The organism is Lampropedia aestuarii, assembly GCF_004803635.1.
GTDB classification, from domain to species: Bacteria; Pseudomonadota; Gammaproteobacteria; order Burkholderiales; family Burkholderiaceae_C; genus Lampropedia; species Lampropedia aestuarii.
Genome location: NZ_SSWX01000005.1, coordinates 161,920 through 175,731 on the forward strand (window position 1 = coordinate 161,920; position 13,812 = coordinate 175,731).

Consider the following 13,812-nt stretch of genomic DNA (forward strand, 5'->3'; position numbering starts at 1 on the left):
AAAGCAATTCACAATCCGCCGTGGGCTTTGCGGCAGGCTATTGCTACTGCTGAGATCCATTACGGTTTTGTAGTGCAGAGGGCTTAGTGGTCGTGTGCGTGGTCAGCGCTGGGCTCGCTAATACCCAGCCACACAATCGAGGTCGGACTGAAGTTCAGCGCAATGTGCTCGCCTAGCTTGGCTGCATGCAAATCGATGCTGGTCAGGCGCTGGCCATTGGGGTCGCTGAGCCAGGCGGTCTCAGCGGCTTGGCTTACCGCAATGCTTGGGAACGGTGCTGCACTGGGCATGTGGGCTATAGCAGAAGTGATTTCGGCACGTTTGCCCCAGCTGTGCATATCCAGAATATGCAGGCTGCCCAAGTCGTCCAGGACCAGCAGGTTGTCGCCTTCTGCATCAATAGCGTGGGCGCGGCGGGTGCGCCCCTCGGCCCAGTTGATCGTAGTGATGGTGCCGGCCTCCGGGTCGATTTCATACAACCAGCCTGGGCTGGCAATGCCGACGAACTTGTCGTAATGGGGATTGCCCGTGATCGTGCCAATGCGCACGCCGGCTGGCATGGACGCCGGGTTGGCGACTTTGCGTGCAGTGAAGTTGTCGCCATTTTGCTCAACCACCAACACACCATCTGTGCAGCCAAATACGCTGTAGCGCACGTTGGAATAGCTGCCGTGCAGGCCAGGACACTCTTGCTCAAAGCGTTTTTCCATATGGAAATGGTCGCCATGGCGGTGGTGCAGCTCGACATGCGTAGGTGTGGTGGAGGTGGAATCGACTGGCTTCCAGGTGGTTAACAACCAGTCGCCACGCGGCTCGGCCGTGCCGTGCATTGCAGAGCCCAAGGTGTGCGAAGCTTCGACCAGGCCCGCCTGCCCAGCAGCAATGCTGGCATCACTGAACAGCGCAATCGAGGCTTTGTCGCCGCTGCTCGCATCGCCATCAAAGAACAGCGCTGCGTGCGCGCCATGGGTTTCGTAATGGGTTGGCCGCACGCCTGTGAGGCGCAGATTGAGAAGCGCCGGTGCCTGTGTGTAGTCATGCAGGTGGTCGCCATGGTCTTCTTGCCAAACCCCGCCGTCGATGAACTGCGCCTGGTTCTGGTTTCTTTGCAGTAGCACGGCATAACGCTGGCCTGGGCTGGCGTACAGCGCCGAAGACGCATGGTCGCTGGTGAAGGTCTGCAGGACGCTGCCGTGCTCAAGATCAATCGCGTGTATTTGGGCGCTGTTGGCTTCCAGTGCAATCAAGCGGCCGGCCGCGGCAACTGGGTCGTGGTCATGCGGATCTTCGCCATCACCTGGTTGTGTGGGCTCGGGCGTGATTTCCACCACATTGTTGCTACCACCGCCACAAGCGGTTAAAGCGGCTGCACAAGCCAAGGCCAGCGCGCCATTGCGCCAGTTCAGTGTTGACACCATGTCCATGCGATTTCCCCTTTTTCAAATGCATTGGTATGAATGTCAAAAATTATAGTGATAAATCAGTATCAATTGAATAAATAATAATTCATTTTCATTAGAGGGGCGAAAGACGCAAAAAAACCGCTGTCAGCAGCGCAGTGCTGGCAGCGGTTTGAGGGCGGTGCGGGATCAGGTGGTGTGAGTCACGCTGCTTCGCACGCTTGGATCAAATCAGATCATGCAAGATCACGCAGTAGGCAGGAAACCGTCGACCGACAGGTAGCGCTCGCCCGTGTCGTAGTTAAAGCCCAGCACACGCGCGCCTTGCGGCAGTTCTGGCAACTTTTGGGCAATCGCGGCCAAGGTCGCGCCAGAAGAAATACCAACCAGCAGGCCTTCTTGCGTCGCGCTGCGGCGGGCAAAGTCTTTAGCGGCTTCGGCTTCGACCTGGATCACGCCGTCCAGCACGCTGGTGTCCAGGTTCTTAGGCACAAAACCTGCGCCAATGCCTTGGATGGGGTGGGGCGATGGTTGGCCACCTGAAATTACTGGTGAAGCAGCAGGCTCGACGGCAAACACTTTCAAGTTCGGCCAGCGGGCTTTGAGCGTGCGAGCCACGCCTGTCAAATGTCCACCCGTGCCTACGCCGGTGACGATCGCATCCAGACCGTCTGGAAAGTCGGCGGCAATTTCTTCGGCTGTGGTGCGCACATGCACATCGATATTGGCCGGGTTCTCAAACTGCTGGGCAATCCAGGCGCCTGGGGTTTGGGCCTTGAGTTCTTCGGCACGCGCAATCGCGCCTTTCATGCCCTTTTCCTTGGGGGTCAGATCGAAGCTGGCGCCGTAGGCCAGGAACAGGCGGCGGCGCTCAATCGACATGCTTTCCGGCATCACCAAAATGAGCTTGTAGCCTTTGACCGCTGCCACCATGGCCAGACCCACGCCGGTGTTGCCGGACGTGGGCTCAATGATGGTGCCGCCGGGCTTGAGCGCGCCGCTTTTCTCGGCATCTTCGACCATCGCCAGGGCAATGCGGTCCTTGATCGAGCCACCGGGGTTGCTGCGCTCGGACTTCACCCACACCGTTGCCTCAGGGCCGAACAAACGGTTGATGCGAATGTGCGGGGTTTTGCCGATGGTTTCCAAGACATGTTGAACTGGCATCTATGCGCTCCTCAATGAACGGTTGAAAATGCCATTATTGCTCTACTAGCAGAGACCTGAGCATCCAAGCGGTCTGCTCGTGCACGGCCAAGCGTTGGGTCAGCAGGTCGGCGGTGGGCTCATCACTGGCTTTGTCGGCCAGCGGAAACAACTCGCGCGCGGTGCGGGCCACGGCCTCATGGCCTTCGACCAAGATGCGCACCATTTCCAGCGCCGCTGGTGGCTGCTGAGGGGCATCGTCCAGCGAAGTCAGGGCGGCAAACTCGGCATAGGAGCCAGGCGCAAAATGCCCTAGTGAGCGGATGCGCTCGGCAATCGGGTCAATCGCATTCCACAACTCGGTGTACTGGCCTTCAAACATCGTGTGCAATGTATTAAACATGGGACCTGTGACGTTCCAGTGGAAGTTGTGGGTGGTTAAATACAGTGTAGTCGTGTCAGCCAGCAGGCGTGACAAGCCTTGCGCAATGGCAGCCCGGTCGCTGTCTTTGATGCCAATATTGATGGCAACGGAGTGGCTGTGAGCAGTTGTATTTTTGGTGGTTTTGGCCATCTGGTTCTCCTGTTCAGCAATGCATTGCTGCATTCCAAGTTGCGATGGGTCTATTGTGTAGCGGTAGTGGCCAAATGGCTAGTTGAGTGTTTTTATCGGGCTGATAGGGCATGACAATGGAGCCAGGCTCCAAGCCTGGGTGCAGGTTTTCTCAGCGGATGAAGTTCGGTTGCGTGGCGCTGGATTACAATCGCGCACTGTGAAGTGGGCTAGGCCGTCGCTGGTGCAAGCGTGGAAACACCGCACTGGAGGAACGTCCGGACTGCATAGGACAGCGTAGCAGGTAACACCTGCCCACCGTGAGGTGAGGATTAGAGCAACAGAGACGAGTCTGGCGGGAGTGTCGAAAGATAGACCAGCCGGGGTGAAACGGGCAATCTCTACGCGCAGCAATACCAAATAGGCATGCGATGAACTGGTTCCGGCGAGCATGCGGGTAGGTAGCACCGAGCTGAGTGGGCGACCCTCAGCCCAGATTAATGGCGGTCACATGGTTGCTTGCAGCCATGCACAAAATCCGGCGTATCGGCGCACTTCACACTTTTATTTAATGGCTTGGTTTTTTCTTGGGCCATGCAAAAAAGCGCACATTCGCGAGAACGTGCGCTTTTTTTGTTGCTCTGACCTTTGCACACCTGCGGCCATTGGACCGCATGTGTGCTGGCAAGTCGTTTTAAGCTTGTGCCGCTTTGAACTTCAGGCGCCAGGCGTGCAGCAAAGGCTCGGTGTAGCCGCTTGGCTGCTCAACGCCTTTGAACACCAGGTCAGTGGCGGCGCGGTAGGCAAACGAGGTCTCGAAGTTGCCCGCCATTTTCTGGTACAGCGCGTCGCCAGCGTTTTGCTGGTCGACCACTGCGGCCATGCGCTCAAAGGTTTCGCGCACTTGCTGCTCGGTCACCACGCCATGCACCAGCCAGTTGGCGATGTGCTGGCTGGAGATACGTAGCGTTGCGCGGTCTTCCATCAGGCCGACGTTGTTGATGTCTGGCACTTTGGAGCAGCCCACGCCTTGGTCAATCCAGCGCACCACATAGCCCAGGATGCCTTGGATGTTGTTGTCCAGCTCTTGCTGTTTCTCGGCGTCGCTCCATTTGGCTTCTTGCACCACAGGGATGGTCAGCAAATCGGCCAGCAGGCTGTCGCGCACGCTTTCGTAGTTGGTTTTAGCCAGCTCTTGCTGCACTTCGCCTACGTTGACTTGGTGGTAGTGCAGTGCGTGCAGGGTGGCTGCCGTTGGCGAAGGCACCCAGGCAGTATTGGCACCGGCTTTCGGGTGGCCAATTTTTTGCTTGAGCATCTCAGCCATCAAATCAGGCATGGCCCACATGCCTTTGCCGATTTGAGCGCGACCACGCAGGCCGCAGGACAGGCCAACCAACACGTTGTTTTTCTCGTAAGCGGCAATCCAGGCGCTGGATTTCATATCGCCTTTGCGGAACACCGGGCCGGCTTGCATGATGGAGTGGATTTCATCGCCAGTGCGGTCCAGGAAGCCGGTGTTGATGAAGGCCACGCGTGCAGGCGCTTGGGCAATCGCGGCTTTGAGGTTGACCGAGGTGCGGCGCTCTTCGTCCATGATGCCGAGTTTGACGGTGTTCGCTGGCAGGCCCAGCAGGTTCTCGACCGCGCCGAACAAGGCATTGGCAAAGGCGACTTCGCTCGGGCCGTGCATTTTGGGCTTGACGATGTAGACCGAGCCTTTGCGCGAGTTGCGGATGCCGTTGGCACCCAGGCCTTTGAGGTCGTGAATCGCAATCGCCGTGGTGATCACCGCATCCATGATGCCTTCAGGAATCTCTTTGCCTTCAGCGCCCCACAAAATAGCAGGGTTGGTCATCAAGTGGCCGACATTGCGCAGGAACATCAAAGAGCGGCCATGCAACTTGACTTCTTGGCCATTGGCACCGGTGTAGATGCGGTCGGCGTTGAGTGTACGCGTGAAGGTTTTGCCGCCTTTGGCGACTTCTTCGCTCAGCGTGCCTTTGAGAATGCCCAGCCAGTTCGCGTAGCCAGCAATCTTGTCTTCGGCATCGACTGCGGCGACCGAGTCTTCCAAGTCCAAAATGGTCGACAAAGCCGCCTCCAGCACCACGTCGCTGATGCCTGCGGCATCGTCCTTGCCAATCGCAGTGCTGCGGTCGATCTGGATGTCGATGTGCAGGCCGTTGTTGCTCAGCAAAACTGAGCTTGGATTGGCCGCATCTCCGCGGTAGCCGACGAATTGGGCGGCGTCCTTGAGGCCGGTGCTCAGGCCATTGCCCAGGCTCACGACGAGTTTGCCGCCTTCGATGGCCAAGCCAGTGGCGTCCTTGTACGAGCCATTGGCCAGTGGGGCGGAGTCGTCCAGGAATTGGCGTGCAAACGCAATGACCTTGGCGCCACGCACTGGGTTGTAGCCTTTGCCGGCTTCTGCGCCGTCGTCGCTAGCAATGGCATCGGTGCCATACAGCGCGTCGTACAGCGAGCCCCAGCGTGCGTTGGCGGCGTTCAGTGCGTAACGGGCATTCAGAATCGGCACGACCAGCTGTGGGCCAGCCAGCACGGCCAATTCGTCATCGACGTTGGTGGTTGTGGCTTGTGCGTCAGCCGGGCTTGGCACGATGTAGCCAATGCCTTCCAAGAAGCTGCGGTAAGCGGCCAGGTCAGTGACTGGGCCAGGGTGGGCTTTGTGCCAGGTATCGAGCTCCGTTTGCAGGCGGTCGCGCTCGGCCAGCAAGGCGGCATTTTTGGGGGCGTACTCGCTCACCAAGGCATCAAAGCCGCTCCAGAACGCGTCGCTGGCAACACCTGTACCAGGCAGAACTTGTTCGTCTACGAACGATTTGAGTGAAGTGGCAACCTGCAGGTTGTGGACTTTGGTCCGCTGTGTGCTCATAAAACGCTCCGATGCAAAGGAAGTGGGCCCGCGCCATGTGGCGCTTGAGTCTAAACAATGAATCAAACCAAACCGATAGGTCAGGTTTTTTCTGTAAGTGGCTGTTGCTCTTTTCGATGGCACAAGCGGCTCGATTGCGCTTGACCAGCATCCAGAGGGAAGTAGCCATGTCTAGACTATATTAAATATTTTAAAGATGGTAAATAATACAAAAATACAATTACTATTGCGTTTTAGTAAAAAATAAACCACCCAGACAGCCCTCTTATTGTGAGGCCATCTGCTATGGGTTGTGGCCCTTTAGTGCAATTCCTGGAGCTATGGACAAATTCAAAGCCATTGAAACCTTTGTGCGTGTGGCTGCGCAAGGCAGCTTGACCGCAGCGGCAAAAATAGAAGATGTGGTGCCCGCCATTGTCAGCCGCCGCCTGGATGCCCTGGAGTCGCTGCTAGGCGTGAAGCTATTGGTGCGCACCACACGGCGCGTCTCGCTGACCCACGAAGGCGCGGCTTTTTTAGAGAGCTGCCAGCGCTTGTTGGCCGACTGGTCCGATGCCGAGGCCAGCGTCTCTGCTGGCAGCGTCAAGGCCAGTGGGCATTTGCGGCTGACGGCTCCAGCCGGTTTTGGTCGCCGGCATGTTGCGCCTTTGGTGCCCTTGTTTCGTGATCGCCACCCCGAGGTGCGCATTTCACTCAATCTCAGTGACCGCCTGGTGGATTTGGCCGGTGAGGGCTATGACTGCGCGGTGCGGGTTGGTGATTTGCCTGATTCGAGTCTGGTCAGCATCCGCCTGGCCGATAACCGCCGCCTCTGCGTGGCTTCGCCAGCGTATATAGCGCGTTTTGGTGTGCCGCTCAAACCAGCCGATTTGGCGCAGCACAACTGCTTAGGGCTTTCTAGCGAAGCCTCGCAAAGCAAGGGCTGGGCGTTTTCTGTGCAGCAATCCGAGTTGGAGGCCGAGGCACTGGCTGGTAGAGACGCATCACCGTCCAATGTGCATCTGCACCGCCAAAACATGCATGTCAAGCCGCGTGGCAGTTTGGATTGCACCGATGGCCAGGTCTTGCACGACTGGTGCCTGGCCGGTTATGGCATTGCCTGGCGCAGTACCTGGGAGGTTGAGGCCGATATTGCCAGCGGCCGGCTGGTGCAGATCCTGGAGGACTTTGCGGCCGCGCCAAACGGCATCTACGCCGTCGTGCCAGAGCGTAAACACATGCCGCTGCGGGTGCGTTTGTGGATTGATTTTTTGCGCGAGCAATACGAGGTGCCGGGCTTTTGGCAGCGCGAGACTTGAACCTGGCCAAGTGCCTTCGTGGCGGTGTAGGTACTTTGGGGCTTTGCGCCTTTGTGAAGAAATCGCCAACGTTGTATTAATCCGTTTTAACCCGTTTTTTTGCACACCAGCGTATCACTGCATGTCATCACCGATCTCACTGAGGTTCAAGGAGAAAACATGCAAGCAAAAAACATCGTGTGCTGGGGCGCGGCCGTGTGTCTGGCACTGTCTGTTGCCGCCTGTGGCCAGCGCCATGGCGAGACCGTCAGCCAACAGCCAAGCAATTCAAGCAGCGCGCCTGCGGTGGCGCCAGCGCCGGCGCCGTTGACCAAGCCTGCGCCGACCATGCGCTCACCCGCTTCTGAGCCTATGGCGCGCTTTAGCCAAACTGGCAACAGCGTGACTTTGTATGGCTTTGCGGATGTGGCCATTGCGCCCCAGCAACAGATGCGCGAGCAGTACGCGCAGTTCTCAGGCAACCCCATCAAGCGCAGCACGCAAGAGCCCGTGTCCACGCTGAGTCTGGATGTGGACACTGGCGCGTACAGCAATGTGCGGCGTTTCATCCAGCAAGGCCAGCTGCCGCCTACCGATGCGGTGCGGGTTGAGGAGCTGATCAATTATTTCTCCTATGACTACGGCCAGGCCCAGGCTGAACATCCGTTTGCCTTGAGCACCGAGGTTGCGCCCGCGCCTTGGAATGCGGACAAGTTGTTGCTGCGAGTGGGCGTCAAGGCCGTTGAGCGCAACAGCATCGACATGCCGCCAGCGAACCTGGTGTTCTTGGTCGATGTGTCGGGTTCGATGGAGGCGCGTGACAAATTGCCGCTGGTGCAGGCCACCTTGAAGCTGCTGGTGGAGCAACTGCGCCCGCAAGACAAGGTGTCTCTGGTGGTGTATGCCGGGCGCACAGCGGTTGAATTGGAGCCCACCAGCGGCAGCGACAAGCACAAGATCCTGGCGGCCATTAGCCGCTTGACGGCAGGCGGCGCCACTGCTGGCGCCTCGGCCTTGGAGCTGGCTTACCAGCAAGCGCGCGCAGGCTATATTCCAGGCGGTATCAACCGCGTGTTGTTGGCCACCGATGGTGACTTCAATGTCGGCGTGACCAGCACCGAGCAGATCAAAAAAATGGTCGAGCGCCAACGCGCTTCGGGCATTTCCTTGACGACTTTGGGCTTTGGCCAGGGCAATTACAACGAAGCGCTGATGAAGCAAGTGGCCCAAGTCGGCAACGGCAATTACAGCTACATCGATTCGCTGCAAGAAGGCCGCAAGGTTTTGGTCGAGGAGTTGTCCGCGACCTTCAATACCGTGGCTGCCGATGTGAAGCTGCAGCTGGAGTTCAACCCCGACACTGTGGCCGAGTGGCGCTTGATTGGCTATGAAAACCGCCTGCTCAATGAAGCAGATTTTCGCAATGACCAGGTCGATGCCGTTGAAATCGGCGCAGGCAAAAGCGTGACTGCACTGTATGAAATCACGCTGGTCGGCCAGCCAGGCAGTTTGCCTGGGCGGCGTTACGCCGCAAACCAGCCCCAGGCAGCTGTAGCGGCGGATGTGCAGCGCCAGCATGAGGGCGAGTTGGGCGAGCTGCGCATCCGCTACAAGCGCCCCGGCCACACCAGTGCGGTGGAGTTGACCGAGGTCATTGCGGCCAAAACCACAGCACAGACCAGCGCGCAAGCGAGCAGCGATTGGCGCTTTGCCGCAGCGGTCGCGGCATTTGGCCAGCAATTGCGTGGCACCAGCTATCTGGGTGAATGGCGCTATGCCGATACCGCCGAACTGGCCAGGTCTGCACTGGGCAGCGATGCGCAGGGCTACCGCCGCAGCTTTGTGCAGTTGGTGGAGCTGGCGCAAGCCTTGCAGACACCGTTGAGTGCTGGCTCTGCACAGCAGTGAGCTCGCATGGAGGGGATAAATCCTGCCGAGTCTTTGCGACACGGCCCAGTTCACCGACAATGCGCAGCTATGTTTACGCGCAGAGATGTTCCTCCCACCCCCTTGCTGGTCGCTTTTGAGGCCGTGGCACGGCTGTTGAGTTTTACCGCTGCTGCGGCCGAGCTGCACCTGACGCAAAGTGCTGTCAGCCGCCAAGTGCGTGCTCTTGAAGAGTTTGTTGGCACCGAGCTGTTCATTCGGGAGCGCCAAGGCGTCAAGCTCAGCGGCGTGGGCCAGGCCTACGCGCAGGAAGTGCGCGAGGCCTTGACGCGGCTGGGCAGTGCGACGCTGGCCTGCAAGACCAACCCGCAGGGCGGGGTGCTGAATTTGGCGATTTTGCCGACCTTTGGTACGCGTTGGTTGGCGCCGCGCCTGCCTGATTTTTTTCAGAAGCACCCAGGCATCACGCTGAATCTGAGCACCCGCTTGGCCAAGTTTGACTTTCAGCTGGACCGGCAGGATGCGGCCATCCATTTTGGCCAGGCCGACTGGTCTGGTGCGCAATCGGCATTCCTCATGCCCGAGACCATCGTGCCCGCTTGCAGCCCGCAGTTTTTTGCTGCGCATCGGATGGCGCAAGTGAGCGATCTGGCGCATGTGCCGCTATTGCATTTGAGCTCACGGGCCGATGCCTGGCAGCGCTGGTTTACCGACGAGGGCCATGCCGTCCAGGTACCTTTGGGCGTGCATTTCGACCAATTTGCGACGCTGGCGCAGGCTGCGGTCGCTGGGATTGGGGTGGCCTTGCTGCCGCGCTTTTTGATTGAGCGCGAGCTGCAACAGGGGGAGCTGGTTTGCGCTGTGCCCAATTTACCGGCACTGCAAAGCGTGGGCGCGTATTACCTGGTCTGGCCAGAGCGGCGCGCGCATTTTCCACCCTTGCAGACCTTCAGGAATTGGCTGCAGCAGCAGGCCCAGCAATTCACCGAGGTCTAGTCCGCGCAGCCTTGCCCGTTGGGCTCCAATGCGGCCTGTAAAAAGATCGTAAACACGTTTTTACAAATCCTGCGCGCTCAAGCGCAGCTCGGGTGTGATTTGCTGCGGGTCGGTGCGCAGCTCCAGCACCGCCAGGCCCTGGTGTTGCTGGGCTCTGGCAAAGGCGGCGGCAAAATCCTGCGTCTGTGTGACCAGTTCGGCATAAGCACCAAAGGAGCGTGCCAGCGCGCAGTAGTCCGGCCCTTGCAAACGTGTGGCGCTGACGCGGCCCGGATAGCGTTTGGCCTGGTGCATGCGGATCGTGCCATACATGCCGTTGTTGACCAGCAGCACAATCAGCTTGGCACCAAACTCTGCTGCAGTGGCCAGCTCTTGCGGGTACATCATGAAGCAGCCGTCACCTGCGGCACAGACTACGCTGCGCTCTGGGTAGCGCAGCGAGGCGGCAATCGCGGCAGGCAAGCCATAACCCATTGCGCCGCAAATCGGTGCCAGTTCGGTTTTGGCTTGGCGATAGCGGTAGAAACGGTGCAGCCATGCGGCGTAGTTGCCGGCGCCATTGGTGACGATGGCATCGGCGGCAAGTGCCTCGTTCAAATGCAGTATCGCTTCGCGCAAGTCCACGCCTTGTGGCGCTGCGCTTGCCGTGCTGGGGTTCGTGTCGGTGGGGCGGCTGCTCCATTCGATGAAGTGCTTGCGTCCGTGCTGCAGCCAGTCGCGCCAACGCTGTGCAGCCGCTTGCACCGTGCCTGCACTGGGTGCTGCCGCAGTCAGCGCGCTGAGCAATGCCGCCGGTGTGGCGGCTACGGCGATATCGGCTTGGAACACGCGCCCTAATTCGCTGGCATCGACATGGCAATGCACCAGCGTTTGCTGCGGCTGTGGTGCATGGATGATTTGGTAGTCGGCTGTGGCGGTGTCGGTCAGCCGTGCACCCAGGTTGATCAGCAGGTCGGCGTTGTGCACCATCGCGCGCACACCACTGTGCATCCCCAGACTCAAGTGCCCGACGTACTGCGGGTGGTTGTTGTCCAATGCATCCTGGCGTCTGAAAGAGCTGGCCAGTGGCAATTGCCAGTGCTGCACAAACGCGGCCAGTTGTGCGCTGGCCTGTGCATCCCATTGGCTGCCGCCCGCGATGACCAAGGGCTGCTTGGCTTGGCTGAGCAACTGGACAATGGCCTGTGCGGTGGCGGGCGTGACGCCTACGGGCTCGATCGGCGTGGCTTTGCAGGCGCCGTTGGGCGTGCTCATTTCAAGCATGTCTTCTGGCAAGACCACCACCACTGGGCCAGGCCGGCCAGAGACGGCGGTCTGGAAGGCGCGTGCGACCAACTCGGCCATGCGGTCAGCATGGTCAATTTCAATGACCAGCTTGGCGTAGGAGCCAAAGACTTGCTGGTAGTCCATTTCTTGAAACACATCACGGCCTTTGAATCCACTGGTGATCTGGCCGATGAACAATATCATGGGTGTCGAGTCTTGCTGGGCCACGTGCACCCCAATGCTGGCGTGGGTGGCGCCGGGGCCACGAGTGACCATGCATATGCCAGGCCGGCCGGTGAGCTTGCCATCGGCTTCGGCCATATAGGCTGCTGCGCCTTCGTGTTTGCTCACCACCACATCAATGCCGGGGGCATCGTACAACGCATCCAGCACTTCCAAATAGCTCTCGCCGGGCACGCAAAACACGCGTTCTACGCCGTTCAGGGCCAGCGCATCGACCAGTACGCGGCCAGCACTTTGGGTGGATGAAGAGGTGGGAGGTTGGGTCATATCAGTCTGCTCATAAAGTCCATGCCTGAGGGCGCACGGATAAGAAAGTGGGTGCGGTCGAGGAGGGCGCCATCAGCCCATCCGCTTGGGCTGTTTTTCAGGCGGTGCGAGGCACCATGCTAGGGTTCAGAGTAGGGCTTGGCAAATAACCAATGGTGGCTAACCTATTCCGAATCGGAATGATCGGGGTATGTACTAAGTGTCTGACTGTCTCGCTCAACTGTACCTAAATAGGCTGAAAGTGTCTGTCAGAATGGCCTGTACCTAAAGCGCAGTGCAGAGATTGCGCCATAAAAATGACAGGAGACACTGTGTTTGAATCAGCGAGGATGTTGGCGCCCAATGCATGCGAGGCCAGTCAGCAGCGTGCTGCAGCCAGCCTTGACCATGCTGCAGCTGCCGCAGTGCCTGTGCAGTACGTTTGAGACAGCGCCGCACTCTGCCATGCAAAAACCAAGCAAACCGCACAAGCCGCAGCAGCTGTTTGAGATTCTCGCGCAGCAAATTCTCTCCGGTGTCTACCGTGAGGGTGAGAAGCTGCCGTCGCTGCGCAGTCTGGCGCGCCAAAGCGATGTCAGCAAAAACTCGGTCGTATCGGCCTTTGAAATGCTGGTCGCACGTGGCCTGGTGGAGCCCAGACGTGGCTCCGGTTTTTATGTCCGTGCGATAGCACCCGATGAGCGCGTGCCGCAAGCTGCGTCGCAGCAAAAAGTGCATGCGATGAATATTGTCTGGCTGTTGCAAACGCAGCTGGCCGTGCAGCCTGGTCAATTGGCCGTTGGCGATGCCTTTATGCCGCCTGAGTCGATGGAGAAGCTGCGCATCGACCGCTACTACCCCAAAATTGCGCGCAGCGGCATTCGCTCCATGTCGCGCTATGGCGACCGCCTCGGCTACCTGGCTTTGCGGCGCGTGCTGGCGCGCAATTTGACCACCGCCGGCCTGGCCTGTGAGCCAGACCACATCATGCTCACGCATGGGGCTAACGAGGCCATGGAGTTGCTGGTGCGCTATGGCGTCTCGCAAGGCCATACCGTGTTGACTGACGAGCCCGGCTACTACCCGCTGATTGCCAAGTTGAAAATGGCCAATGCCAACGTGGTGGGCATTGAGCGCCAACCCGATGGCCCGTGTTTGCAGGCCCTGGAGCAGGCGATTGTGCGCTGGCGTCCACGGCTGTTTTTCACCCAATCAGCCATGCAGAATCCGACCGGTAGTTTTTACTCGGAGACCAAGGCACGGCAAGTCGTGGCCTTGTGTGCAGCGCACAACGTGCTGGTGGTGGACAACGATTCTTTGAGCGGTTTGTACGACGGCCCAACCAGCAAGCTGGCCCAGACCGACCAGCTGCACAGCACAGTGCACGTAGGCTCGTTTTCAAAAACCATCTCGCCAGCCTTGCGCGTGGGTTTTTTGGTGGCTGCGCCTGCGCTGGTCGATGCCCTGGCTGATATTCGCACGTTGCTCAATATCAGCAGCGCCGAGTATTGCGAGCGCACCGTCGAAGCCATTATTGAAGACCCGAGCTATGAACGCTTTTTGCAACGCCAGCGCAGCGATTTGCGCCGAGCCACGGCAGCGGCGCAAGACAAGCTCAGGCAATGGGGGGCCGAGGTGTTTTGCGACTACCGGCAGTCGCTGTTTTTATGGGCACGCTTTCCAGAGGCCGACAACAGCCTGGAGCTGGCCAGGGCCTTGCAAATCGAGAACGTGATGCTGGCGCCGGGCGCGCTGTTCTCGGTCGATTTCTCCCAGCCCAGTGCCTGGAGCCGTTGCAACCCGTTTGCGCTGGCCGATCCGCGTTTTGATACCGCCCTACGTGCGGTGCGCAACCGCGTGGCACGCGGGCGCAGCTCGGCTGTTTAAACCATCAACAAGGAG

At 59.1% G+C, this 13,812-nt stretch carries 9 protein-coding genes and 1 other RNA gene; 5 read left to right on the forward strand and 5 right to left on the reverse strand.

Translation table 11 applies throughout. The features are described 5' to 3' along the window. Positions 1 to 83: 83 nt before the first annotated feature. From E8K88_RS05590 to E8K88_RS05600, 3 genes are all read right to left on the reverse strand, one after another. Complete coding sequence (locus tag E8K88_RS05590; protein WP_136405666.1) at positions 84 to 1,424, reverse strand: hypothetical protein; 1,341 nt, start codon at positions 1,422 to 1,424, stop codon at positions 84 to 86. A 222-nt stretch (positions 1,425 to 1,646) separates the two neighbouring features. After that, the gene (gene cysK / locus E8K88_RS05595; protein ID WP_136405667.1) at positions 1,647 to 2,567 is read right to left on the reverse strand and encodes a cysteine synthase A; all 921 of its coding nucleotides are present in this window, start codon (positions 2,565 to 2,567) and stop codon (positions 1,647 to 1,649) included. Positions 2,568 to 2,601: 34 nt separating this feature from the next. After that, on the reverse strand, positions 2,602 to 3,120 hold the full coding sequence (locus E8K88_RS05600; RefSeq protein WP_136405668.1) for a Dps family protein: 519 nt from the start codon (positions 3,118 to 3,120) through the stop codon (positions 2,602 to 2,604). 201 nt (positions 3,121 to 3,321) lie between these two features. On the opposite strand from E8K88_RS05600, the gene rnpB reads away from it, so the two are divergent. After that, positions 3,322 to 3,661, forward strand: an RNA gene (rnpB, locus tag E8K88_RS05605) — RNase P RNA component class A. Positions 3,662 to 3,793: 132 nt separating this feature from the next. Here the strand turns inward: rnpB and E8K88_RS05610 are convergent. Next, a complete protein-coding gene (locus E8K88_RS05610) occupies positions 3,794 to 5,995 on the reverse strand; it encodes a malate synthase G (RefSeq protein ID WP_136405669.1) in 2,202 nt (733 codons plus the stop codon). A gap of 320 nt (positions 5,996 to 6,315) precedes the next feature. Between E8K88_RS05610 and E8K88_RS05615 the strand changes: the two genes are divergently transcribed. From E8K88_RS05615 to E8K88_RS05625, 3 genes are all read left to right on the forward strand, one after another. Next, a complete protein-coding gene (locus tag E8K88_RS05615; RefSeq protein WP_136405670.1) occupies positions 6,316 to 7,293 on the forward strand; it encodes a LysR family transcriptional regulator in 978 nt (325 codons plus the stop codon). A 159-nt stretch (positions 7,294 to 7,452) separates the two neighbouring features. Continuing rightward, positions 7,453 to 9,180, forward strand: coding sequence for a vWA domain-containing protein (locus tag E8K88_RS05620; protein WP_136405671.1), 1,728 nt, complete (start codon positions 7,453 to 7,455; stop codon positions 9,178 to 9,180). Between the two features lie 69 nt (positions 9,181 to 9,249). After that, positions 9,250 to 10,155: a LysR family transcriptional regulator gene (locus tag E8K88_RS05625; RefSeq protein WP_136405672.1), complete on the forward strand. Its 906-nt coding sequence runs from the start codon at positions 9,250 to 9,252 to the stop codon at positions 10,153 to 10,155. Positions 10,156 to 10,215: 60 nt separating this feature from the next. Here the strand turns inward: E8K88_RS05625 and E8K88_RS05630 are convergent, their stop codons facing one another. Next, positions 10,216 to 11,931 carry a thiamine pyrophosphate-dependent enzyme gene (locus E8K88_RS05630; protein ID WP_136405673.1) on the reverse strand — a complete coding sequence of 572 codons (1,716 nt, stop codon included), beginning with the start codon at positions 11,929 to 11,931 and terminating at the stop codon, positions 10,216 to 10,218. 444 nt (positions 11,932 to 12,375) lie between these two features. Between E8K88_RS05630 and E8K88_RS05635 the strand changes: the two genes are divergently transcribed. Continuing rightward, positions 12,376 to 13,797 (forward strand): aminotransferase-like domain-containing protein, encoded by a 1,422-nt coding sequence (locus E8K88_RS05635; RefSeq protein ID WP_136405674.1) that lies wholly within the window; start codon positions 12,376 to 12,378, stop codon positions 13,795 to 13,797. Positions 13,798 to 13,812 lie beyond the last annotated feature (15 nt).